At 60.6% G+C, this 23,072-nt stretch carries 22 protein-coding genes and 1 tRNA gene; 8 read left to right on the top strand and 15 right to left on the bottom strand.

The genetic code is table 11. The annotated features are described in order from the left end of the window. Nucleotides 1-41: 41 nt before the first annotated feature. From J1G37_RS17985 to J1G37_RS17960, 6 genes are all read right to left on the bottom strand, one after another. Nucleotides 42-680, bottom strand: a complete 639-nt coding sequence (locus tag J1G37_RS17985; protein ID WP_242551641.1) for a hypothetical protein — start codon at nucleotides 678-680, stop codon at nucleotides 42-44. Nucleotides 681-885: 205 nt separating this feature from the next. Then, on the bottom strand, nucleotides 886-1,182 hold the full coding sequence (locus tag J1G37_RS17980) for a putative quinol monooxygenase (RefSeq protein ID WP_207043933.1): 297 nt from the start codon (nucleotides 1,180-1,182) through the stop codon (nucleotides 886-888). Nucleotides 1,183-1,356: 174 nt separating this feature from the next. After that, nucleotides 1,357-1,560 carry a hypothetical protein gene (locus J1G37_RS17975; protein WP_207043932.1) on the bottom strand — a complete coding sequence of 68 codons (204 nt, stop codon included), beginning with the start codon at nucleotides 1,558-1,560 and terminating at the stop codon, nucleotides 1,357-1,359. A 91-nt stretch (nucleotides 1,561-1,651) separates the two neighbouring features. Next, nucleotides 1,652-2,836: a GGDEF domain-containing protein gene (locus J1G37_RS17970; protein WP_207043931.1), complete on the bottom strand. Its 1,185-nt coding sequence runs from the start codon at nucleotides 2,834-2,836 to the stop codon at nucleotides 1,652-1,654. Between the two features lie 99 nt (nucleotides 2,837-2,935). Further along, on the bottom strand, nucleotides 2,936-3,340 hold the full coding sequence (locus tag J1G37_RS17965) for a hypothetical protein (RefSeq protein ID WP_207043924.1): 405 nt from the start codon (nucleotides 3,338-3,340) through the stop codon (nucleotides 2,936-2,938). 146 nt (nucleotides 3,341-3,486) lie between these two features. Beyond that, complete coding sequence (locus tag J1G37_RS17960) at nucleotides 3,487-4,017, bottom strand: adenylate kinase (RefSeq protein WP_207043911.1); 531 nt, start codon at nucleotides 4,015-4,017, stop codon at nucleotides 3,487-3,489. 792 nt (nucleotides 4,018-4,809) lie between these two features. Here J1G37_RS17960 and J1G37_RS17955 point away from each other — a divergent pair. The 7 genes from J1G37_RS17955 to J1G37_RS17925 all read left to right on the top strand — a co-directional run bounded on the left by J1G37_RS17955 (nucleotide 4,810) and on the right by J1G37_RS17925 (nucleotide 16,568). Further along, on the top strand, nucleotides 4,810-7,335 hold the full coding sequence (locus tag J1G37_RS17955; protein WP_242551631.1) for a LuxR C-terminal-related transcriptional regulator: 2,526 nt from the start codon (nucleotides 4,810-4,812) through the stop codon (nucleotides 7,333-7,335). 171 nt (nucleotides 7,336-7,506) lie between these two features. Then, complete coding sequence (locus J1G37_RS17950; protein ID WP_207043909.1) at nucleotides 7,507-9,591, top strand: hydantoinase/oxoprolinase family protein; 2,085 nt, start codon at nucleotides 7,507-7,509, stop codon at nucleotides 9,589-9,591. Nucleotides 9,592-9,604: 13 nt separating this feature from the next. Continuing rightward, the gene (locus J1G37_RS17945; RefSeq protein WP_207043907.1) at nucleotides 9,605-11,263 is read left to right on the top strand and encodes a hydantoinase B/oxoprolinase family protein; all 1,659 of its coding nucleotides are present in this window, start codon (nucleotides 9,605-9,607) and stop codon (nucleotides 11,261-11,263) included. 64 nt (nucleotides 11,264-11,327) lie between these two features. Next, a complete protein-coding gene (locus tag J1G37_RS17940) occupies nucleotides 11,328-12,218 on the top strand; it encodes a hypothetical protein (RefSeq protein ID WP_207043904.1) in 891 nt (296 codons plus the stop codon). A gap of 23 nt (nucleotides 12,219-12,241) precedes the next feature. Next, nucleotides 12,242-13,063, top strand: a complete 822-nt coding sequence (locus J1G37_RS17935; RefSeq protein ID WP_242551630.1) for an aspartate/glutamate racemase family protein — start codon at nucleotides 12,242-12,244, stop codon at nucleotides 13,061-13,063. Nucleotides 13,064-13,123: 60 nt separating this feature from the next. Next, complete coding sequence (locus J1G37_RS17930; protein WP_207043902.1) at nucleotides 13,124-14,461, top strand: MFS transporter; 1,338 nt, start codon at nucleotides 13,124-13,126, stop codon at nucleotides 14,459-14,461. Between the two features lie 130 nt (nucleotides 14,462-14,591). Continuing rightward, on the top strand, nucleotides 14,592-16,568 hold the full coding sequence (locus J1G37_RS17925) for an avidin/streptavidin family protein (protein WP_207043901.1): 1,977 nt from the start codon (nucleotides 14,592-14,594) through the stop codon (nucleotides 16,566-16,568). Nucleotides 16,569-16,700: 132 nt separating this feature from the next. Here J1G37_RS17925 and J1G37_RS29025 read toward each other — a convergent pair whose 3' ends face one another. Then, a complete protein-coding gene (locus J1G37_RS29025; protein WP_242551629.1) occupies nucleotides 16,701-17,264 on the bottom strand; it encodes a hypothetical protein in 564 nt (187 codons plus the stop codon). Nucleotides 17,265-17,547: 283 nt separating this feature from the next. Continuing rightward, nucleotides 17,548-17,638, bottom strand: a tRNA-Ser gene (locus tag J1G37_RS17915). Between the two features lie 152 nt (nucleotides 17,639-17,790). On the opposite strand from J1G37_RS17915, the gene J1G37_RS17910 reads away from it, so the two are divergent. After that, nucleotides 17,791-18,462, top strand: coding sequence for a Bax inhibitor-1/YccA family protein (locus J1G37_RS17910; RefSeq protein ID WP_003174664.1), 672 nt, complete (start codon nucleotides 17,791-17,793; stop codon nucleotides 18,460-18,462). A 61-nt stretch (nucleotides 18,463-18,523) separates the two neighbouring features. Here the strand turns inward: J1G37_RS17910 and murB are convergent, their stop codons facing one another. The 7 genes from murB to J1G37_RS17875 are packed head-to-tail and all read right to left on the bottom strand — an operon-like array spanning nucleotide 18,524 to nucleotide 23,044. Further along, complete coding sequence (gene murB, locus J1G37_RS17905; RefSeq protein WP_207043899.1) at nucleotides 18,524-19,543, bottom strand: UDP-N-acetylmuramate dehydrogenase; 1,020 nt, start codon at nucleotides 19,541-19,543, stop codon at nucleotides 18,524-18,526. Continuing rightward, a complete protein-coding gene (locus tag J1G37_RS17900) occupies nucleotides 19,540-20,004 on the bottom strand; it encodes a low molecular weight protein-tyrosine-phosphatase (protein ID WP_207043887.1) in 465 nt (154 codons plus the stop codon). Before J1G37_RS17900 ends, murB begins: the two co-directional genes overlap by 4 nt. Then, entirely contained in the window at nucleotides 20,004-20,768 is a 765-nt protein-coding gene (gene kdsB / locus J1G37_RS17895; protein WP_207043885.1) for a 3-deoxy-manno-octulosonate cytidylyltransferase, read from the bottom strand. Before kdsB ends, J1G37_RS17900 begins: the two co-directional genes overlap by 1 nt. Then, nucleotides 20,765-20,950 (bottom strand): Trm112 family protein, encoded by a 186-nt coding sequence (locus J1G37_RS17890; RefSeq protein WP_017736029.1) that lies wholly within the window; start codon nucleotides 20,948-20,950, stop codon nucleotides 20,765-20,767. Before J1G37_RS17890 ends, kdsB begins: the two co-directional genes overlap by 4 nt. A gap of 23 nt (nucleotides 20,951-20,973) precedes the next feature. Beyond that, entirely contained in the window at nucleotides 20,974-21,984 is a 1,011-nt protein-coding gene (gene lpxK / locus J1G37_RS17885) for a tetraacyldisaccharide 4'-kinase (RefSeq protein WP_207043883.1), read from the bottom strand. Further along, nucleotides 21,984-22,412 (bottom strand): biopolymer transporter ExbD, encoded by a 429-nt coding sequence (locus tag J1G37_RS17880; protein WP_207043881.1) that lies wholly within the window; start codon nucleotides 22,410-22,412, stop codon nucleotides 21,984-21,986. Before J1G37_RS17880 ends, lpxK begins: the two co-directional genes overlap by 1 nt. After that, entirely contained in the window at nucleotides 22,409-23,044 is a 636-nt protein-coding gene (locus tag J1G37_RS17875) for a MotA/TolQ/ExbB proton channel family protein (protein WP_017736032.1), read from the bottom strand. The genes J1G37_RS17880 and J1G37_RS17875 overlap by 4 nt, the downstream gene beginning before the upstream one ends. Between the last annotated feature and the right edge of the window lie 28 nt (nucleotides 23,045-23,072).

Below are 23,072 nucleotides of genomic sequence, written 5' to 3'. Positions count from 1 at the left end.
ATTTTTAGCCACACTAATGTAAAGCCGCTTATGTGGGGTGCTTACTGCACCGGCAGGAAATTCATCAGCAACAAGCTCTGCGCATAGTTGACGCCGATACGCCGGTAGCGCTCATCCAGCAGCTGGGTCAACAGGTCAAGCCGCGCAACGATCTTGCCGAACTCCACGGCAAAGCTGAGGTTGCTGCCCTCCTCCGAGATTTCGTTGGAAAACAGCAGCAACACACCGTTGGCATCCTGGCGCTGGCTGAGCAGCCAGGTGGCCTTCTCGATGTTGCGCGCGGCGTTGCTGACGAATTGCGGGTTGATCGCGTCGGTGATGTAGAACTCGGTGCGCCCGCCATGGGCGGTGACGATCATGCTGCCGATCGCATAGATGAAGGCGCCGACGCGGTCGCCGCGAAATTCCGGACTCAGGGAGTAACTCAATGCGGCCAGGTCGCGACGCTCGCCGAGGGCTGGCAGTGAGCGGCGGTTTTCGATGGCCAGGCGGATCTCCCGGGCAGCGCTCACCGCATCCGGGTAGCCCGATTGCCGCCACTGGCTGGGGTTGCGCAGGTAGAGCTTGTTCATCAGCAGATACAGGCTTTGCAGGTTGTCGCGCATGCCCAGGGTCGCCATACGATCGACGCTGGTCTGGAAGAACTCATCCGGCTTGCCGTTGCTGAACTGCTTGGCCATGTCCTGTGCCTGCTGCTGGCTGCAACCGGCGACACACAGCAGGAACGCGGCAACCAGCAGCAGTGGTGGCCGCGTCCGACGACGTTTACATCTGGCTCTCAGGCGATCTATCGGCACCAGGTCTCGCTCTTGTGTCCACGGGGAATGAATGTGGCTGGGTCACAGATAGAGCGAGGAAATGCAAAAAAGTGCGATAGGCGATTGTTTAAACCGCCGCTTCGAGTAGCAAAACCGTGGAAGGCCCGGCACGGAACGTAGGATTGTGCCGACTGGCTTCTTGCATATGGGCCGTTCGGTGGTGGGCTTCCAACGTGGCTTTTGATGCCCACTTCTCGATCAGCACGAAGCTGTCGGGGTTGCCGGTCACGGGATGCAGGTCGTATTGAATGCACCCCTCCTCGGCCCTGACCAAGGGAGCCAGTTTTTCAAACGCGGCCAACTGGTCGGAACCTCGACCCGGCTGAGTAGTGATAATGACGACAAGCCGTACTTCATCTGACATGGATTACACCCTGCACTGTGGGAAAAGAACCGACACATTACGCCAGCCGCGTCGGCGTCGCACCGTCCTACAAAAAGGTTGCACTGGGTGCTGTCCTTTCACACCGTTTTCACAGTCAAGCGCTTATGGTCAAACCAGCTCCTAATGAACATCCCTTTTAGCCCGTGCTCCCCATCACGGGCTTTTCTTTGTCTGGGATTTGGTGGAGGTCCGAAAACGGCCCCGGTTATCCCACGCGTAAAACACCGCGTGCGGCGCCATCATTACCGCGAACATTCCCCAGAATCCGACGATGCCCGCGCCATGCAAGCCACCTCCGATTGCGATGACAATAAAGAGTGCGACCATTCGCATTGTTTCGGTTTTGATTCCTTTCACGTCACGCCTCCTTGAGTTCGGCCGCAAGAATACCCCGAACACGCACGTGCCAGTAGCAGGCAGCGGTTCTTGGCCGTTAATTGGTAGCCGATCAGACCGGGCTGAACAAAGCGCCGCCCTCACCCGGCAGCGGCGGCGCCAACCGCAAGGTATTGCGCCCCATGCCCTTGGCCTCATACAACGCCGCATCCGCCCGGGCCAGCAGGCTGGCGGCGGTGTCGGAGGCCCCTGGCACCCCGCAACACACACCGATACTGATCCGCGCCGCAATGCTTGACGCCCCATACCGCGCCGGCGCCTCGGCCAGCGACGCGCGCAGCTCATCGAGTACCGCCACTGCACCTTCAGGGCTGGTGCCCGGCAGCAACAGCAGAAACTCCTCGCCGCCGTAACGGCCGATGCTGTCGGATTGGCGCAGGCGCTGGGACAGATGCGCGGCACAGTGACTGATCACTTCATCCCCGGCCAGATGCCCGTGCACATCATTGATCTGCTTGAAGTGGTCGATATCGACCATCGCCACCGCCAGGCTGGAGCCGTCGCGGCGGGCGCGTTCCAGCTCCGTGGCGAACTGTTCGAGGATCGCCCGACGGTTGAGGATGCCAGTCAACACATCACGCAACGCCAGGTACTGAAACCGCGATTCACTGCGCTCCTTGGACAGCAACACCAAGCCCAGCGAAATCATCATGGCCGTGAACGTGCCGATGCTCACCGAGATGGTTTGCTTGAGGTTGCTGACGTCATAGCGCATCTCTGCCGCACCGCCGCCGAACACCGCCACCACACGCATGCCCAGGCCAATCAGGCTGATGCTCGAGCCAATGATCAGCAACAGGCGCGCCCGCCCCTGGGCCGGGATGTAGCGCAGGGTCCAATAGATGATCAGCGCGCACTGCAACATCAACACAAAGGTGGCGGCGAGCATGCGCGGTTCCAGGGTGTCGATCAGGCTGGCCATCAACACCGCCATCAGCACCGCCGGCGCAAACGCCCGCCACCAGGCGACCGGCAGCTCAACGATGCGAAACACGCTGGCACCATAAAACGCCAGCGCCACGGCCAGCAGCGTATTGGCGACGCCGTAGGTAAACCACAACGGCGCATGCCCGTAGAAGGTGTAGCCAACGTAGGCCAAAGCGTGGGCCAGCAGGCCGAAGCCAATGGTGAGCAGGCTGTCACCCCGGTTGAACTGGCCGACCAGGATCAGACAAAACGCCATGATCGTCGCCACCAGGGCGACACAGGCAAAAAGCGTGGGGGTATGGGCAATCATGGAGGACTCACCGGGCGCTGTCAGCAGCTGTTGTGCTGGCTAGTCTAGTTGAGCAGGCCCGGTGTCGATATGGGTTTGTCGGCACTGTGTTTCGTGGTGCTACAGGGTGATGGACGTTGCGGGGTAGAAGAGTGTGTTGAGCACGAACAGAATCATCCAGAAGCCGATTTCCAGGGTTTCGGTAATGGGCTGAATGCGCTTCAACGCGCCATAGACATGCACGACAAACATCAACGCAAACACCACAAACAGCACATCGAAGGCGTAGCTGAAACAGGTGCCGGTGGTGACCGAGCGCAGCATGGTGGCTTCCACCACCAGGATGAAAGCCCCCAGGCAGCGGCCAAAGTAGATTGCCAGGTGCTGGTGCTCGGGAATCGTCCAGCGCATGGCGCGTGCCCAAGGGATCGGCGCGATAAAAATCGGCAGGGCAAAAAACAGCGTGGTGACCACCATCAGGGTGATGAGGTAGAGGTGGCTGTATTGGGCGTAGTAACCGAGCATTGTTAGCGTCCTTGTCCATGGGCAGTGTCGGTTGGCAGAATTGCAGCCGAAAATGCTCAAGTCCAATAGAACCAGGGCTTGCAGGACCAAAGAGCACAGGCTTGGGTGGGTGGGATTAGTACGGAAGGTGGAGCTGTGAGCAATAACTACGACACCCGATGAATGACATCCGCAACCATCTTTTCAGCACGATTCATCCCGTCAACCCGTAAGACCGGAGCCGTTTGCCCTGACAGCCATGTCTCATGCCACGCGCGATTGCGTCCTGAAAAGCTTGGGTCGTCATACTGCGAGGCCCATTCGCGAAAGGCGATGTGGATCTCATGCATGTCGCCACCCGGTGCGATCCGTTCGCCAAAACGCTGCTTCTCGCGGGCAGCCAGCCGCTCCAGGCGAACGGGGGTGGGTGTCACAACGAATACAATCAGATCGACAGCGGCAATCAGCGCATCGCCCCACCCCATGCAGGAGCCGGTCAGCACCCACTCATCGCCACCGAATGCTTGCTGGATCAATGACACGCGTTCACTGGCAGGTCGCTTGGTCGTGAACGGCGGGTTGGTGGGCATCCAGTAAAAATCATCGACATCGACGTGGGGCATGGCGAGCTGGTTGGCGAGATTTTGGCCCAGGGTGGTCACGCCTGCGCATGAGGCGCCGGTGATGTAGATCCGCATTTATTCCTCCGTGAATATCAGTGGGGCTTAGGGCCGGCAGAGCCTCCAACGCTCACTTTCGGGCCCGCGTCACGAACACAGTAAGCACCAGTAGCAGCAAGCCGCCCGTCAGAATGCCTACCCCGAACATGTGCATGAAACCTTCCGGATTCATTGCAGTAGTGCCCCCCCGCGACTACTCCGGCGATGCCTACGATTCGGATGTTTTTATTCGGTGATTTCAGTTCCATTGATTTGACGCTCCCTTCAAAAACGTTTGTCGTGAACGATTGCCGGCCATGCACTGAAGAAAAGTACCAGTGCAGAACTCATCACGCCGGCCCAGTAATCGCTTGGGTAAAGATACAGTCCGACTATCCAGATAATAAACAAAGCGCCTCCTGCACGGCGCCGACGCTTGGGAGTGAACCACTCCTGGAACGCGCCAAGTCTTCTGCTGGCCAATATCACTCTCCCTGTTTGATAAGCAACAAAGCCTATCACCCACGTTAACGAATCACACCACCCGGGGGCTTTCACGCCGCGCAGACACGGCTCGTATCAAGGCTCTGAATCGCCGTACCAGGCACCTGGAAACTGCGGGTAACACAGTCACTCAACACCACGCGGAGTTTGCTGTTAAAACGGCCCCATTGCGCTGCGTTGGTGTGCCTCACCATGAATCAAAAGTCACCCTCTCATTCATCAAATGCCTGGTACTGGGTCGGCAAACTCACCCCGCCGCAGCCCTTGCTTACCTCAGTTGCGCGCGAAGCACTGTTGAACGCAATGCAAGCAAATGCGCTTGTCCCTTTGACGTTACTGACGTCCCCCGCCGGCTACGGTAAAACCACGTTACTGATGCAGTGGCACACAGCGGCACAGCAGCAGACACCGAAGCCCGTAGTAGCCTGGCTATCCCTGGACGAGGCCGACGCAGACCCCAATCGTTTCCTCACCTACCTGATCCTCACCCTGGACCGTGCCGGTATTGCATTGGCGCACTTACCGCGCCTGGCAGCCTCGCAAGCCCTGGACGTGCAACCGCAACGCACGATCCAGGCGCTGCTACGCGCACTCGCCGAGGAAAATCGGGCAATTACAGTGCTGCTGGATGATTATCACCTCGCCGCCAGCCCCGAAGTGACCCTGCTGCTGGAGGGACTCGTGGAACAAGCCGCGCCGTGGTTACGCTGGGTGGTCGCCAGCAGGGCCCGCCCAAACTGGCCACTGTCACGCTGGAAAGCCAGGGGCTGGGTGCATGAAATCAGCGCCCGGGAGTTGATCCTGTCCCTAGGTGAAGTACGTGGCATTCTGGGCACGGTGGTGGATGAAAATGACCTGTGCCGAGTGCATATCGCTACCGAGGGCTGGGCCGTGGCCGTGCAATTGGCACGTCTGTGGAGTACCAGCACTGATGGCTCGGCGTATGGCTTGACGGCGTTCTCCGGGGGCGTGACGGATGTAGCGAACTACCTCACCGCGCATGTGTTCAACAGTCTGTCCGCGGACTGCCAATCACTGCTGCTGCAGACCTCTGTGCTGCAACGCTTCAATGCCGATCTGGCAGATGCGGTACGTGGCCGCCATGACAGCGCTGACCTTCTGAGGCAACTGACCCACCTCGACACACTACTGATTCCCCTGGATCCCGAACGCCAGTGGTTCCGCTACCACACATTACTGCGTGACTTTCTGCGGCTGCGTATCGACAGCCACCAAGCCCAGGCAATCCACCGCGCCGCCGCACATTGGCTGGCGCAGCAGAAGGACTGGAGCCAAGCCATCCATCACGCGCTCAAGGCGGGCGATATCCCACTGGCGGTGCAGCTGGTGGTCGGCGCAGGTGGCTGGGAACTGGTGTTGCACCACGGTATTCGTTACGCCCAGGGGTTGTTGAGTCAGTTCGACGCCGCGACCTGCAACACCCAGCCTGATCTCCTGCTGCTCCAGGCCTACCTGCACGCCAAACTGGGTGATCACAAACTGTCCGCGCAACTGCTGCACCTGGCCCGTGGTGCGGTGGTCGCAGATGCACGACTCGCCCGCGACTTTCACGTTATCCAAACCCTGGCGGGTGCATATCAGGACTGTTTTGAGTGCCTTGATGCCGACGTCACGACGTTCCATAGCAGCCCCTACCCCATCGACCAGACCCTCGCGCAAGCCACACTGGAATGTGTACATGCGCTGGCCGCGCTGACCCGCGGCGAATTGGCATCAAGCCTGCGCACCATCAGGGACGCTCACGTCAAAATGCGCGTGATCGTCAGCCCGCGTGGCGAGAACTACTGCCGGATCCATGAAGCACAGGCCCTGGCGTTGTCGGGATCTATCCACGAAGCCAACGCGTTGGTGGACGCGGCTCTGGCATTTGCCGACGAGCATTTTGGTCAAGAAAGTTCGTTGCGGGCACTGGTTGGCTGTTTCAAGGCGCGCCAGCTGTATTGGCAAGGAACCTGGCCCGAAACCCAGCCGTGGCTGGATGACGGCTGGGCAGCGTTGGAACACGCCGACGGTTGGCTGGAGATGATTGCGGTAACGGCGGAGATGGCCTGGCGTACGCGACTACGCAGCCACGGGCTGCATGCCGCATTACAGGCGTTGGGCCATGTGGAGCAACTGGCGGCCGCGCGCCAGTGGCCAAGGTTATCGCGGCTGGTCCAGGTCTGGCGTATCGACGCCCAGGTGCAGAGCGGGCAACTGCACGCCGCTCGCCAAGCGCTCCTGCCAGCAAACCTGGAACAGATTGCGCAGCAGGGCGAAGATTGGCGGAGCCAGGAAGCCGCCAGCCTGGCGCTGGGCCGGCTGCAGTTGCACAGCGGCTACTCGGGGGCAGCACTGATACATCTGCGACGAACCGCCGAGGAGATGGAGCACAAAGGCCTGCGCCTACCCGCCTGGCGTTTGAGGTTGATGGCCTTGGCCACTGCGAGCAAGGGCCAGCGGTTCAAGGCTGAAGAGATCGACATGGCCTTGGCCCCGATGATCATGCAGCACGCCCTGCCCGGCCTGCTGCTGGAAGTCGGCCCTTGCCTGCTGCCAGCATTGGAAGCCTGCACCGAACCCACAACGTTACTGACGACGACCATCACGCGGCTGCGCGGCTGGCGATCGCACCCAGCGCCGTCGCACATGGCACTGAGTGGCAAGGAGGCCCAGATACTGGACCTCCTTGCCAACGGTCAATCCAACAAGGCCATCGCCTGCGCCCTGGACATCTCCGAGAACACGGTGAAGTTCCACCTCAAGCACCTGTTCGCCAAGTTGGGCGTAGACAACCGCACCGCGGCAATCAGCGCTGCGATACGCCAAGGGCTCCTCGACACCACCCTCTAAGCCACCAACCTACCCAAGCGGGTAGGCGCAGCCATCCATTGGCTGGCGACCTACCCGCCCCTCCCGTGGCACCTCGTCCGAGGCCTAACCTAGCATCGTGGCCATCAGCAATGAGGGCCGCGTTGACGCCCCTCTCCTGCTTCCGACACGAAACGATCCAGGAGATGCACCGTGCAGACAAGCCGCAAGACCGTGCGCATGGCCACCGACATAGGCGGCACCTTTACTGACCTTGTGTACTTCGAAAGCGATCCCGACACCGGCCAGCAGACCATTCGTACAGCGAAGGTGGACACTACGCCACCGAACTTTGCCCAAGGCATTCTCAATGTCATCCAAAAGGCCCGGGTAACACTCTCGGAAGTCGACTTCCTCGCCCATGGCACCACTGTTGTCATCAACGCCCTGACCGAACGCCGTGGCGTCAAGACCGCGCTGATCACCACCCGCGGATTTCGCGACATCCTGGAAATCGCCCGCGCCAATCGCCCCGACTACTTCAACCTGAAATGGGTCAAGCCCACGCCCTTTGTGCCGCGCTACCTGCGCCGGGAAATTGCCGGGCGCCTGCACACCGATGGCCATGAGCGCGAGCCGCTGGGGCTGGATGAACTGCCCGCACTCATAGAAGCCTTGCGCGCCGATGGCGTGCAAGCCATTGCCATTTGCCTGCTGCATGCCTATGCCAACCCAAGCCACGAGCAGGCAGTGCTCGCCGAAGTGAAGCGGCTGTGGCCTGAAGTATCGGTGGTCGCCTCGCACCAGATCACCCGCGAATGGCGTGAGTACGAGCGCTCCAGCACCACTGTGCTATCGGCCTATGTACAGCCCATCGCGGCACGCTACCTCGATGAGCTTGAAGCCGGGCTGCGCAGCGCAGGCTATGGGGCTGCGCTGTACATCATGCAATCCAACTGCGGTGTCGACAGCGTGGCCCATGCCCGGGATATCCCGATCACCATGGTCGAGTCTGGGCCAGCCAGCGGTTTCTGGGCCGCTGCAGAGCTGGGACGCTTGATCGACGAGCCCAACCTGCTGGGGCTGGATATCGGCGGCACCACGGCCAAATGCGCACTGATCCGCAACGGCCAGGTCGCGATCAAGACTGATTACTGGATTGAACGTGATCGCCTCAATGCCGGCTACCCGATCATGGTCCCCGTGGTGGACCTGGTGGAAATCGGCAACGGCGGCGGGTCCATTGCCTGGGTCGATGGGTTTGACAAGCTACACGTCGGCCCGCAATCGGCGGGTGCCCTGCCTGGCCCGGCGGCCTATGGCAACGGTGGCATCGATATCACCACCACCGATGCCAACCTGGCACTCGGGCGAATCAACCCGGCGTATTTCTGCGGCGGTGAAGTGGTGGCCGACCTACAAGCCGTCGCGGATGGCTTCACCCTTCTCAGCGAGCGCCTGGAACTGCCCGCCGATGAAATTGCCCGGGGTGTGGTACGCCTGGCCAACAACAATATGGTCAACGCCTTGAAGCTGGTGTCGCTGAGCCGTGGCCACGACCCCCGGGACCTGACGTTGATGGCCTTTGGCGGCGGTGGCGCACTGCATGCCGTGGCGCTGGCGCAGGAACTGGGGGTCAAAAAAGTCATAGTTCCCCGAGGTGCCTCGGTATTTTCAGCCTGGGGGATGACGCTGTCTGACCTGCGCCGCGACCTGTTCATCAATCGTTTTGTCGATACCACCCAACCGCAGGCGCAGGCACACGCCCAAGTGTTTCTGGACGAGCTGATGGCCTCGGCCCGCGAGCAATTCATCGCCGAAGCCGTGCCCCCGGAGCGGGTCGAACTGACGGTGCACTGCAAGCTGCGCTACCAGAATCAGGAACACTCGGTGGAGGTGCCGCTGAATACAGGCGAACACCTCGACCGCGACTGGGCGCAGATCGAGCACCGCTTTCACTGCCTGTACGAGCAGCACTACACCTACTGCCTCGACGCGCCCGTGGAAATCGTGGGCTTCCATCTGGTCGCCATCGCGCAAATTGACAAGCTGATCCCCGAGGCACTTGCGATGACCGGGCGCACGTTGGAGGACGCGCGCAAGGGCCATCGCGTCGTCGACTACGCCACCGACGGCATCCACGACGCGGCCATCTATGACTACGCCCTGCTGGAGCCCCAGATGTGTTTCGACGGTCCCGCCATCGTTGAAGACGCCGGTACCACCGTAGTCGTTCATCCACACAACCGGGTGCACGTGGACCGCCTCGGCAACCTGCACATCACGATCAACGGCTGACGGGAGTTTCACCATGCATACGCTCGACATCTTCACTCGAGACATTATCCAGAATTCGCTGCAAGCCATCGCTGACGAAATGTTCGTGGCCATGCGCAAGGCCGCCATGAGCCCCATCATCTATGAGGTGCTGGACATGGGCACCGGTATCACCGACGCCAACGGCGAGATCGCCAGCTCCGGCGCCGGTATTCCGGCTTTCGTCGGCGTGCTGGACAAGGCGGTCAAACAGATTTTGCTGCAGCACAGCGGCCCTCATGATATCGAAGACGGCGACGTGTTCATCTGCAATGACCCCCACAGCGGCGCGGTGACTCACCTTAACGATGTGGTGCTGGCGATGCCCGTGTTTGCCGAAGGCCGGCGCGTGGCCTGGACCGCCAACATCGCCCACTGGAACGACGTGGGGGGCATGGTCCCCGGGTCGATGTCTACGCAAGCGACCGACATTTTTCAGGAAGGCCTGCGCCTGTGTTCGGTCAAGCTGATCAGCCGTGGGCAACCTATCCGCTCTGTGTTGCAGATTTTGCGGGCCAACACGCGCATGCCGGACTTCATGGAGGGCGATCTCTGGGCCGGCGTGGCGGCGGTACGCGGCGGGGCCTTGCACCTGCGTGAATTGACGGCCAAGTACGGCACGAATCTGTTTTTGCTGGCGATGCAAGACTTCATGGACCTGGGCGAACGGGTGTCACGCAAAGCCTTGGCCGAGTTGCCCAATGTCAGCCTTTCCCTGGTCGAGCCGCAGGACGACGGCAGCCGGTTCACGGTGTCGGTGCAGATCCATGACCGCGAACTGACCGTCGACCTGCGCGACAACCCCGACCAGTGTGCCGGGCCCACCAACCTGAGCCGGGACGGCGCGGTGGTTGCAGCGCAAATGGCGTTCAAAGCCCTTACGGCCCCGCAAGGCATCACCAATGGCGGTACCTTCCGACCGCTCAATGTGCTCACCCGCCCAGGCTCGCTGTTTGATGCCCAATTGCCTGCCGCTGAAGGGTTCTACTTTGAAAACCTGATTCGCGTGCACGACCTGATCTTGCGCTGCCTGGCCCAGCATTTTCCAGAGCGCTTGCCGGCGGGCAATTTCTCTTCCGTCTGCGCCACCGTTATTGGCGGCCGACATCCCGATACCGGCCGCCTGTTCACCCTGGTGGAACCGGAAATCGGCGGCTGGGGCGCCGAGCCCGGGCGTGATGGCAACAATGCCGTTTACTGCGGCCTGCATGGCGAAACCTACAACTGCCCGGTGGAAGTCTGTGAGGCGCGATACGGCCTGTATGTCGAGCGCATGGCACTCAACGACGACCCCGGTGGGCATGGCCAATTCCGCGGAGGACGTGGCGTCTGCATTGATTATCGGGTGCGCGCCGATGACAGCTTCCTGACCTGCGGCTACACCCGCTCGGTCATCCCCCCTTGGGGCCTCCAACAGGGCCTGGACGGCACCCCCAACTACGTCGAAGTGCTGCGCGGCGACAACCCGCCGGAACGCTACACCATGGCCAGCAGCATCCCCCTCAATGCCGGCGACCTGGTGCGGGTACGCACCGGTGCCGGCGGTGGCTACGGCCCACCCGCGGCCCGCGACCCGGCGGCCGTGCGCGACGACCTGAAGAACGGCTATGTCGACGCACAAACGGCCCGCGCCGTGTATGGCGTCATGCCCTGATCCCAACCTGCCGCCGCTCGGCGGCGTTCCATGCGTTCACCTAAAACAATAAGAGGGAACCGTCATGCTGCAACATCCGCTATTGCGCTGCGGCGCTGCCTGCTCACTGGTTATGGTGTTGGGCAGTAGCCCGATAGTCCAAGCCGAACAATTCATTGGCTTTGGTCAACCGGGAATACCGGGGCGCTGGGCGCTGGAATCCTTTCCAACGTTCAACCGCAACACCGACGGCAACGTGCGTGCCGGCGCCAATACGGTACTTGCCTATTTTTCCGAGACGGGCTTTACCGACACCACCCGCGATCAATTGCAGTTCTGGGTCGGCGCCGCGCCCGGCTATGCCAGCACCAACGGCGCGAAGAGCGCCAGCCCATGGGGCATCGCGTCGCCCAACCTGGGCTTCGCCTACTACTACAACGTGGTCGAACCCACCACCGAATACGGCTCGTCGGACTACACCACGTTCTGGACCAACCCGACGCTGTCGGTCGAGTTCCCCAACGGCAGCAACGAAGTCGCCGGTTACGGTGCCTTCGCCAACCGTTATGCGGTGAGCTTCAGCCTCGCCAACTACCTGCGCGTGGGAAAATTTGCCGCCACCTTCACCCCCGTCGGCATTCATTACGCCGCGCATAACCGCAACACCACGGATTTCGGCGGCGGCGACCCCAAGCGCTTGCAGGGCGGTGTCAGCCTGTGGCTGGCCGACGTCGCCGCCGGTTACCTCGTCACCGACGATCTATGGCTGGGCGTGCATCACGTCTACCACATCAACAATCGAACTGCGTCGGATTACGCCGAGTCGCGCGTCGGAAAGATCGGCCCGTCGATGACCTACACAGGGTTTTCCCAACAGGGACTCTACCTGTCTGCAAATCTGAATTTCGACTACTACCACAGCGCCAACCTAGCCCATTCCAATGAGCTGACCATGGCGCTGGTGAAGTTCTTCTAGCCCAATTCCCGAGGAAATACCCTATGCACACACACGCTCCCACTCCCCCTCCACACGACGTTCCGGTGACGGTGCGCTGGCTTAACCCCATCGGTTGCTCGACGTTCGACGCGCCTATCGCCGACTTGCTGCACAGCATCAAGCAACCCTCGACACACATCGAAGTGGTGTCCTTCGACATGCAACCCAGCCCGACACACCTGGAGTACCGGGCCTACGAGGCAATGACCTACGAGCGCACAGTACGCATCGCCCGCGATTGCGCGCAGCAGAACATCGATGCATTGGTGATTGGCTGTTTCTACGACCCGGCGCTGGAAGATGCGCGTGAGATCTCAGGTGATTGCCTGGTCATCGCGCCCTGCCAGGCCAGCCTGCAAATCGCCGATCAACTCGCCAACCGTTACTCGATCATCGTTGGGCGTGACAAATGGATGGAACAAATGCGCGAGCGTGTTCGCGGCTACGGCGCGGCCGATCGACTCGCTTCTATGCGGGCGCTGGGCATGGGCGTCGATGAGTTCCAGAAAGACCCTGCCCTCACCCGTAGACGCATTATCGAACAGGCCTTTCAGGCGGTTGAGGAGGACGGCGCGGAAGCGATCATCCTCGGTTGCACCATTGAGTTTGGCTTCTTCGAACAGGTGCAGCGCGAGGTCGGCGTGCCCGTGATCGACCCGGTGGTTGCCGCGTTCAAAATGGCCGAGACCATGGCGGGCATGAAGCAGCGCTTTGGTTGGAGACCCAGCCGCGTCGGCAGTTGCGAGCCACCACCGGAAGCCGAGATCAAGGCCTTCGGGCTGTTTCAGGGGCCGGTGCCGATTGGTAACCGCGTGAAAGCCTAGCCCTCTCGCCCGGAGGCGGTCGAAAAAACGGCCGCCACCCTTACCTCTGGAGATTCCTTCATGAGCGACGTCCCCCCAATGGCCTCACAGGGCACCTACACCCGCCAGGTTGGCGACGTGTTCAGAAATGTCCCACTGACCCGTGAGCATCTCAAATGCTGCCTGGCGCTGTTCTTTGTCTTCGCCATCGAAGCATGGGAAATGATGATTATCGTCTACACCGCACCGCTGATTGCCCAGGACTTTTCCCTCGATGCGCTCGCCATCGGGCATCTGATCGGCGCCATGTTTATTGGCATGCTGCTGGGTTCGCTGGCGTGGGGCAAGGTGGCGGAACGCTTTGGCCGAAAAAGTGCGGTCATCTGGAGCCTGGCCAGCTACGGCGTGGTGTCGCTGGCCAGCGCGTTCGCCCCAGACTACGCCTCGCTCTACGCATTGCGGCTGCTCTCGGGTGTTGCTGCGGTCGGCATGATGGTGGTGACCTTTGCCCACTATCAGGAGTTGTTACCGGTGCGTCATCGCGGCGCGTTGACCGTCTACCTGGCGTCGGGCTGGCCGGTTGGGATGCTGCTGGCGTTGGGGGCGACGGTGTGGTTGATGCCCTACGGATGGCGCACCATCATTGTGGTGAGTTCGCTGGGTGGACTATGGGCGCTGGTCGTCGCGCGCTGGGTGCCGGAATCACCGTACTGGCTGGCCAGCGTGAACCGTCAAGCGCAGGCACGTGCCGTGATCACGCGGCTCAGTCGCGGCCAGGTGCTGGTGCCTGAGGCGTGTGAACTGCAGGTGGATCAAACGACGCTGGGCCGCCAACGAGAGCTTTTCGCGCCGGCGCTGCTGAAGATCAGTGCGTTGCAGATCCTGGTGAACTTCACGTTTTCCTGGGGCTACTGGGGCTTGCAAACCTGGCTGCCCACGCTGTTGCAGCAACGCGGGCTGAGCCTGCCGCAAAGCTATGGTTTCATCGCCTTGTCGGCACTGTGCATGATCCCCGGTTACATGGCTGCGTCCTGGCTCACGCATCGTTATGGCCGCAAGTCCATCATTGTGGGTTTCATCAGTGCTTCCGTCGTCGCAGGCTACGGTTTCGCCAATGCACAGAGCCTGGAGATGCTGTACCTGAGCAACTTCGCCCTGGCGTTCTTCAGCCTCGGCGCATGGGGGGTTTGGGGCACCTGGATCGCCGAACTTTACCCGACCCCGCTGCGCACCATCGGCTATGGGTGGGCGATCTTTGCGCAACGCGTGGCCAATATCCTGGCCCCTTCGTTGATTGGTGCATTAGTGGCTTACGGCGCCTCGTTCAACATGACGACCACCTTCATCAATGCCTTCATGCTGGTGACCGTGCTGCTGGTGTTGTTCATTCCTGAAACCGAGGGCAAGGCGTTGGATTAGCACTTTCAGGCATGGGTAAACCGTGGCGACTGACAGCCAACGCCCCGCCCCGTGGGTTTGAATAGCTAGAACTACCAAAGCGGGTCACCCATTCGGGTGGCCCCATCCCACAGCAGAAACGGAATTCACCATGGACAATCAACAATGGCCTGAAGGGCTCACCGTCGCCATGCAACGCGGCCCGTTCCAGAACAATGGCGCCACCCCCTGGTATACGACAGTGCCGGTCGGAACACCGGGACAACCCCTGAAGCTGTCGCTGGACACCGGTACCAATATCACCTGGATAACCTCCAGCCTGTGCGCTCCCGACCGATGCCAGCACTACAGCGCGGGCCGGTTTGACTATCAGGCGTCCAGCAGTTTCGCCTTCACGGACTGCCTGCAACGCCCCTACAGCTTTGGTCCCTGGGGCACCATGCAGGTAGAGTCCGGCTCGGATGTTCTGACCCTGAACAACACCCCATTGCCCACCCAGCTTCTGCTGGCGGCGGACTACAGCGGAACGCAGTTCAGCCAATTGGACTGGGACGGTGGCATTGGCTTGCCCAGCAGCAGCGCCTATGTCGACGGAAGAAATTCGTTTGTATTCCAGGCATTGATGAACAACGGCACAATCGACCCCCAACAACCCTTCGTCACCTTCGATTGGGACCCCGCTTCGCGGCGCGGCATATGCCAGATGGGCGCCGTGGACACCAGCAAAACCCGCGGCGCGCAGCTGTTTTTGCCGTGGTCGCTCTACAGCAAAGTACGCGGTGTGGAATACATCTGGTCGACGCCCTTGGTGTCTTACACCGTGGGCGAGAATGTCTTGGCCAGGGACGTCACCTTCGCGCTGGACTCCGGCTCTTCACAATTCAAAGGCGACGACCGACTGATGCGCCAGACCCTGGAGCGCATTGCCAGAGGTGGCAATCCAGAGGTCGCCCTGGGCTTCGCCGATGGCGAGATTGCCCTCGGTCCCAACCTGTACAACGTACTGATCGAGGAAGGTCCGGATCAGGGCAAAACCCTTCCTCAATTCGAGCCACTGGGGCTTGCGGACCTGGTGTTAGTCGGTTCGTTGGTGATGGAGTATTGCTACACCGTCTATGAATACCGCGTGGTGCAATGTCGCCCTGGCGCTTACTCACTGGCACCGGTTGGGGTGTGGTTGTTCAATCGGCCAGAGGGGCCACAGATTATCAGGCGCTCATCGTCTCGACGCTTTGAGGCCGGGGCGCGTCCGCTCGCCAGTGGAAAACTGGTGCTCAAGCCGGCCGTGGCCGCTGTCGAAACAACACCGCCAATGTCCGTCGCTGGCACCTGGAAAAATGACTATGGGTCAGTGATGACCTTGATGGTCGCGGGTAACGTGGTAAGCGGCATCTACCAATCGTCTACCGGTTCGACGGGGCGATACGCAATAACGGGGTATCAAGCAAGTGCAGGCCCCTCACAGGAGAAAGGGCGGCCTGTAGCTTTGGCTATAGACTGGCACCCACTGGATGAGCAGCAGGCTGACCCCAGTTGGCATTGGGTATCGGGGTTGTGCGGACAGCTCCACCAGATTGCAGGCGAGGATCGGCTCGCGCTATCGCACTTGCTCGTGGCCTCCCGTGACTTTCCCGATCTGGCGAGTCAAGGGACGTATATCGACAAATTGAGCTATCGACGTGTGGCCGGGGAGATCCTGGAGCCAGCTCCCGCGTTGGCTTTATCGTCAGACAACCCGTTGAGTGGCACATGGCTGGCGGCGGGTGGATTCAGGCTGGATCTGCAGGTTCGAGCATCCAGTCAACACGCTTTCGGCTGTGTCAGCGGCACGTTGACGACCCCTACCGAGCGTGCCGAAGTATCAGGCTTTACGGATATCAATGCAGGCACGGATGGGTTGTCACGGCAATCGGCGAGCCTCACCGCAGTGCAAGTGGGTGGTGAGACCGTGTTGTCACTGACTGGCTCGCTGGATCTAAAAGCAGATGAGTTGGGGTTGCTGGCGCTATTTACGTCATCCACAACGGTGGCGCAGAGCTATGTGCAGACACAGATTAAATCGTTCATGTTCAGGAGGACGTTATGCGCCGACGCGGATGAGGTCTTGTCCGACGTTGAACATCGGTGACCGACGCGGCACCGCAGTCGCCCCCAAACCCCAGAAACACAAAAGCCCCGCTTTCGCGGGGCTTTCGTCTGAATCTTGGCGCAAAACCAGGGATTCGAACCCTGGCCGTGCGAAGCCTTTTTCAGCGCTTCCTTACTTGGCCTGGCGAAGCACAAGCTGCGACAGACGAGTCTTGACTCGGAAGCAGAATTCACGAATTTGGAATTGATAAGCAGGCATGACCATGTAGTTCAAATCAGAACCTAGCGAGTCCTTGATTTCCATGTACTTGGCAGTCTTGGCAGCAATGGCTTGGTATTCCGCCTCGTATTTCACGTAGGACGCTTTGTTGTAGAGCTTCAAAACATCCAGCTCTTTACGGCACTGCTCAGCGCGATTCTGGTTCAGGTTTGTGTCTGCTTCCGACTGATCCGCGTCCGCTGAGGCAGCGGTCCGGGAGTCATAAGTGGCGGCCGCAGGAGCTGCCTCGTACCGCACGGTGTAATTTGGTGGTGTCGAAGGTGCGACTTCAGGTGGTGCTGGCTGGACAACGGCAGGAGCTGGAGCAACTTCAGGCTTTTCTGGAGTTTTCGTAGCGCATCCCGCGAGGGCAAGTCCGACCACTACAACGATGCCACACATTTTATCCATCGGTTTCACCAAAAAGTAATTACGGCTGGCTGAGTCGTTAGGTTCTGGGTAAAAGCAATAACTCATTGAATGATCGAGTGTAATTTTCTACCAGACTCAAGGCGCTCAGCCTCTCTTCCTTGAGTACACAGACGAAGGATAGTAGTAAAAAAACAAGGAGATGACGAGTAAAAGCTCGTCAGAAAAGCGACAAATTTGAGGGGATATTTTCTGTGGGGCCACGCTGCGCATGCACTACGCCAAGCCCTTCAAATAGACACAGTTTCGGAGTGCCCATGAAAACCCTCGCACCTTGCCCAAACCCCAGAAACACAAAAGCCCCGCTTTCGCGAGGCTTTTGTATGAATCTTGGCGGGAAACCAGGGATTCGAACCCTGGGAACGCTATTAACGTTCGCCGGTTTTCAAGACCGGTGCATTCAACCACTCTGCCAATTTCCCTTTTGCATCACAGGATTAGAGTAGACCATCCTGTCTCAGCGGGCGCCATAATACCCGAATGAAACACACTGTCAAACTCTCGGCATCGCTTGTTACAGAGCGTCTGTTATGATCTTTGCGACTGAACGTTTCAAAACTGAAGGAGTGTCGCCATGCGCGAACAGAATTACGCAGTGAATGGTAACGCGCAGGCTGAGCAGCTTGAAGTCAGCCGCGTGTTGCGCAACACATACGGCTTGCTCGCCCTTACCCTCGCATTCAGCGGCGTGATGGCGTTCGTGGCGCAGCAGATGCGCGTTGGCTATCCGAATATCTTTGTCGTGTTGATCGGCTTCTACGGTCTGTTCTTCCTGACCAACAAGCTGCGTGACTCGGCCTGGGGCCTGGTGTCGGCGTTTGCCTTGACCGGTTTCATGGGTTTTATCCTCGGCCCGATCCTTAACCGTTACCTCGGCATGGCCGGCGGCGCGGAAGTGGTCAGCTCGGCATTTGCCATGACGGCGCTGGTGTTTGGCGGCCTGTCGGCCTACGTGCTGATTACCCGTAAGGACATGAGCTTCCTCGGCGGCTTCATCACCGCGGGTTTCTTCGTGTTGCTGGCGGCCGTGGTCGCAGGCATGTTCTTCCAGATCAGCGGCCTGCAACTGGCGATCAGCGCGGGTTTTGTGCTGTTCTCCTCGGTGTGCATCCTGTTCCAGACCAGCGCCATCATCCACGGCGGTGAACGTAACTACATCATGGCGACCGTCAGCCTGTATGTGTCGATCTACAACCTGTTTATCAGCCTGTTGCAGATTTTCGGCATCATGAGCCGCGACGACTGATCCAGTAACGCAAAAAAAAGCCCCGTATCGAAAGATACGGGGCTTTTTTGTTTTCAAGGAATCAGTACTGGTTGGGCTCCATTTCCAGCTCGACCTTGAAACGTTCAGCAATGTCTCGCTGGATACGCAGCGCCAGGTCTGCAATATCGTGCCCGGTGGCAGCACCATAGTTGACCAGTACCAGCGCTTGCAGCGCGTGTACGCCGGCATCACCGTCCCTGAAGCCCTTCCAGCCGGCCTTGTCGATCAGCCAGCCGGCGGCGAGTTTCATCTGGCCATCGGCCTGCGGGTAGGCGACCAGGTCTGGGTACAGCGCCTGCAATTCGGTCGCGAGCACCTGGGAGACCAACGGGTTCTTGAAGAAGCTGCCAGCATTCCCCAGTTCTGCCGGATCTGGCAGCTTTTCGCGGCGGATGCTGCAAATGGCGCGGCTCACATCGCTCGGCGTCGCCTCCATGATCCCCTGCCCGGCCAGGCGCTGCTGCACCGGGCCATAATCAAGCTTGAGGTGGCTGGTGCGGCTCAAGGCGAAACGCACGCGCAGGATCAACCAGCGCCCGGTCTCGTGCTTGAACAGGCTGTCACGGTAGGCGAAGTTGCATTCTTCCAGGCTGAAATCCCGCAGTTCGCCGGTATGGCGATCCAGGGCGGTGAGGCCGGCAAATACGTCCTTGATCTCGACGCCATAGGCGCCGATGTTTTGCATCGGTGCCGCGCCAACGGTGCCTGGGATAAGACTGAGGTTTTCCAGGCCGCAAAAACCTTGCTCCAGGGTCCACAGCACAAAAGGATGCCAGGCTTCGCCTGCTTCGGCTTCGACCACCACAGACTTGCCGTCATCGTGCAGCACCCGGATACCCTGGGTGGCCATGCGCAGCACCAGCGCCGCAATGTCCTGGGTCAGCAACAAATTGCTGCCACCACCGATCACCAACAGCGGCAGCGCGTGCGTGACCGCGTAGGCCAAGGCTTCACGGACATCCGCGTCGCTGTGGGCCTCGGCAAACAGCTGGGCACGCACATCGATGCCAAAGCTGTTGAAGGGCTTGAGCGATACCTGCGAGAGCACTTGCAAGGTCATAAGCGCCCCTTGATTTCGATCACCAATAAATCACAGGCCTGCTCGATCAGGTCCAGGACCCGTTCGAAGCCCTGTTCGCCTTCGTAGTAAGGGTCTGGCACCTCGTCAACCTCAGCGTCATAGCGGCGCAGGAACAAGTCCAGCTGTGCCTTGCCCTGCCCCGGCTGCAGCGCCTTCAGGTTGCGCAGGTTGCTGTGGTCCATGGCCAGGATCAGGTCGTAGCGCGCAAAGTCGGCACGGCTGACCTGTTGCGCACGCTGCGCCGACAAGTCGTAACCGCGCGCCAGCGCTGCACGCTGGCTGCGCTGGTCCGGTGGGTTGCCGACATGCCAGTCACCCGTGCCGGCGGACGCGACCTCGACCTGCCCAGCCAGCCCCGCATCGCGCAATTTATGGCGCAACACACCTTCGGCCGTTGGCGAGCGGCAAATGTTGCCCAGGCAGACAAACAGGACTTCCATCACGCCCCCAGCAGGCGACGGACGCGCTCAAGGTCTTCCGGCGTGTCCACACCCGCAGGCGGTGCTTCCAGGGCGTCAGCCACGTGGATGCGCACGCCATGCCACAAGGCACGCAGTTGCTCCAGGGATTCGGTGTTTTCCAGCCAGCACGGGCCCCAGCTGACGAAGTCATGCAGGAAGCCGGCGCGGTAGGCGTAAATGCCGATGTGACGACGGTACGGCACGCCCTCTGGCAGCACGTCAGGCTGTTTGGCAAACGCGTCGCGCGCCCAAGGCAGGGTCGAGCGGCTGAACGTCAGCGCCAGGCCATTGATGTCGCTGACCACTTTCACCACGTTCGGGTTGAACAGGGTGTTGATGTCTTCGATCGGCTCGGCCAGCGTCGCCATGCGCGCTTCGCCGTGGGCCGCGAGGTTGGCGGCCACCTGGTCGATGACGCTTGGCGGGATCAGCGGTTCGTCGCCTTGCACGTTCACCACAATGGCGTCGTCGGCCAGGCCCAACTGCGTGGCCACTTCGGCCAGGCGATCGGTGCCGGAGTTATGGTCTTCGCGGGTCAGCACCGCTTCGGCGCCAAAACCTTGGCAGGCGGCGATGATGCGCGGGTCATCGGTGGCGACCACGACCCGTTCAGCGCTGCTTTTGCAGGCCTGCTCCCACACCAGCTGGATCATCGGCTTGTTGCCGATCAATTGCAGCGGCTTGCCCGGCAGGCGCGTCGAGGCAAAACGCGAAGGAATGACAACGGTAAAGGCGGTGGTCATTTATCCAGGCGCTCATCGGAAGTCAGGGTGCGGGCTTCGCTTTCCAGCATGACCGGGATGCCATCACGGATCGGATAGGCCAGGCCGGCGCCTTTGCTGATCAGCTCGGTTTTGTCGGCGCTGAGCTTGAGCGGGCCTTTGCAGATCGGGCAAGCGAGGATGTCGAGCAATTTGGTGTCCATGAGTGTTTCCTGGAAAGAAGCAGTTAAGGCAAGAGACGGGCGGGCAACAGACGCATCAGCTGCGTGTCGAACCAGGCGACGAACGCCGGCGACGGCACCGCATCCACCGCAAGGTACCACCAGTCGGGCTGGGCAAAGGCGCGGCACTTCACCGCGTCCTTCTCGGTCATGACCAGCGGCAATGACGGCGTAAAATTCAAGACCTCTGCGCTGTAGGGCGCATGGTCGGCAAACGCATGGGGTATCGCCTGCCAGTGTAGCGTTTCAAGGGTGTTGAAGAAACGTTGCGGGTTGCCGATACCAGCCACCGCGTGTACCCGCTGGCCCGCGGGAAAATGCTCGACCGGCTGACGCTCACCGGTTTGCAGGTTGACCAACGCCGTGGGTTGCAGGCGAAAGGCAAAGCCATCTTCGCGATCGGCTGCCGCGCCGTTATAGAGCAGCGCGTCCACGCTCTGCAGGCGCTCCACCGGCTCGCGCAACGGCCCGGCCGGCAGGCAACGACGGTTGCCGAGGCCGCGCGCAGCGTCGATCAGCACCAGTTCCAGGTCGCGGGCCAGGCGATAGTGTTGCAAGCCGTCATCGGACAGGATCAGGTCCAGGGTTTCACTGGCCAGCAAGGCCTGGACGGCACGGCTGCGGTCGGGGTCGATCATCAGCGGTACACCGCACCGCTGCACGATCAGCAACGGTTCATCGCCGGCCACTTCAGCGCTGTGGCTAGCGTCGACCCGCCACGGCAACTGCGGCGGTTTGGCGCCATAACCACGACTGACCACGCCCACCCGCAACCCGCTGCGGCGACAGTGCTCGATCAACCACAGGATCAATGGCGTCTTGCCGGTGCCACCCACCGTGATATTACCGACCACCACCACCGGCACGGGCGATTGGTAGATCGTGCCCTCGCCCGCCAGGAAGCGCGCGCGCTTGCCCTGCACTACCTGGCGATACAGCGCCTCCAGCGGGCGCAGCAACGTGAGCGCCGGATGCCCTTCATACCAAGCCTTGAGTAAACGATCAGACATGGCCATCAGGGTTGGCTCGCCGCCTCGACCGTGGTCATGCGCAGATGGCTGAAACCGAGCTTGCCGGCCGCATCCATCGCCGTGATCACCGCCTGATGCTGGGTCTTGCCATCGGCACTGATGGACAGCGGCATCTTGGTGTCGCCGCCGGACTCTTTCTGCAAGGCGTCCATCAGGCTGGCGAGGTCGCTCTTCGCCAGCACCTGGTTATTCACCGAAAACACGCCGTCGGCGCTGATGGCGATGTCCAGTTGCTTGACCTGCTGGTCTTCTGCCGGCGAGCCGCTGACCGCTTCCGGCAAATCGACGCGCAACTCGGTTTGGCGGGTGAAGGTGGTGGTGACGACAAAAAACAGCAGCAGGATAAACACCACGTCGATCAGCGACGCAAGGTTGATATCAACGTTTTCCCGTTGCTTGCGGCGAAATTTCACGCTCGGCCCTCGACCAGGTCCACATCACGGTCGCCCTGCACCACTTCCACCAACTTGATGGCTTCCTGCTCCATGCCTACCACCAACTCATCGATGCGCCGTTGCAGGAAACGGTGGAAGAACACTGAAGGAATACCGACCATCAAGCCGGCAGCGGTGGTGATCAACGCCTTGGAAATACCACCGGCCAGCACAGCGGCGTTGGTGGTCATGCCCGAGCCCATGAACGAACTGAAGATGTCGATCATGCCCAGCACGGTGCCCAGCAAACCGAGCAATGGCGCCATGGCGGCGATGGTGCCGAGGGCATTGATATAGCGCTCCAGTTCATGAATGACCCGTGCCGCGGCCTCTTCGATGCACTCTTTCATGATCTCGCGACCATGTTTGGAGTTGGCCAGGCCTGCGGCGAGGATCTCACCCAAGGGCGAATTGGCCCGCAGTTCCTTGAGTTTTTCCTTGTCGAGCTGTTTGCTTTTGATCCAGCCCCAGACCTGCCCCAGCAGGTGTTCGGGGGTGACGCGACTGGCGCGCAGGGTCCACAGGCGTTCGGCAACGATGCCGAGTGCGGCGATAGAACTCATGATGATCGGCAACATCATCCAGCCGCCGGATTTGACCAATTCCCACACAGTGAATGTCCCCTCGAAAAAGTGCGCC

Source organism: Pseudomonas sp. Marseille-Q1929, assembly GCF_017316265.1.
In the GTDB taxonomy this organism is placed as follows: Bacteria; Pseudomonadota; Gammaproteobacteria; order Pseudomonadales; family Pseudomonadaceae; genus Aquipseudomonas.
This window is presented reverse-complemented; position numbering and strand designations above follow the sequence as displayed.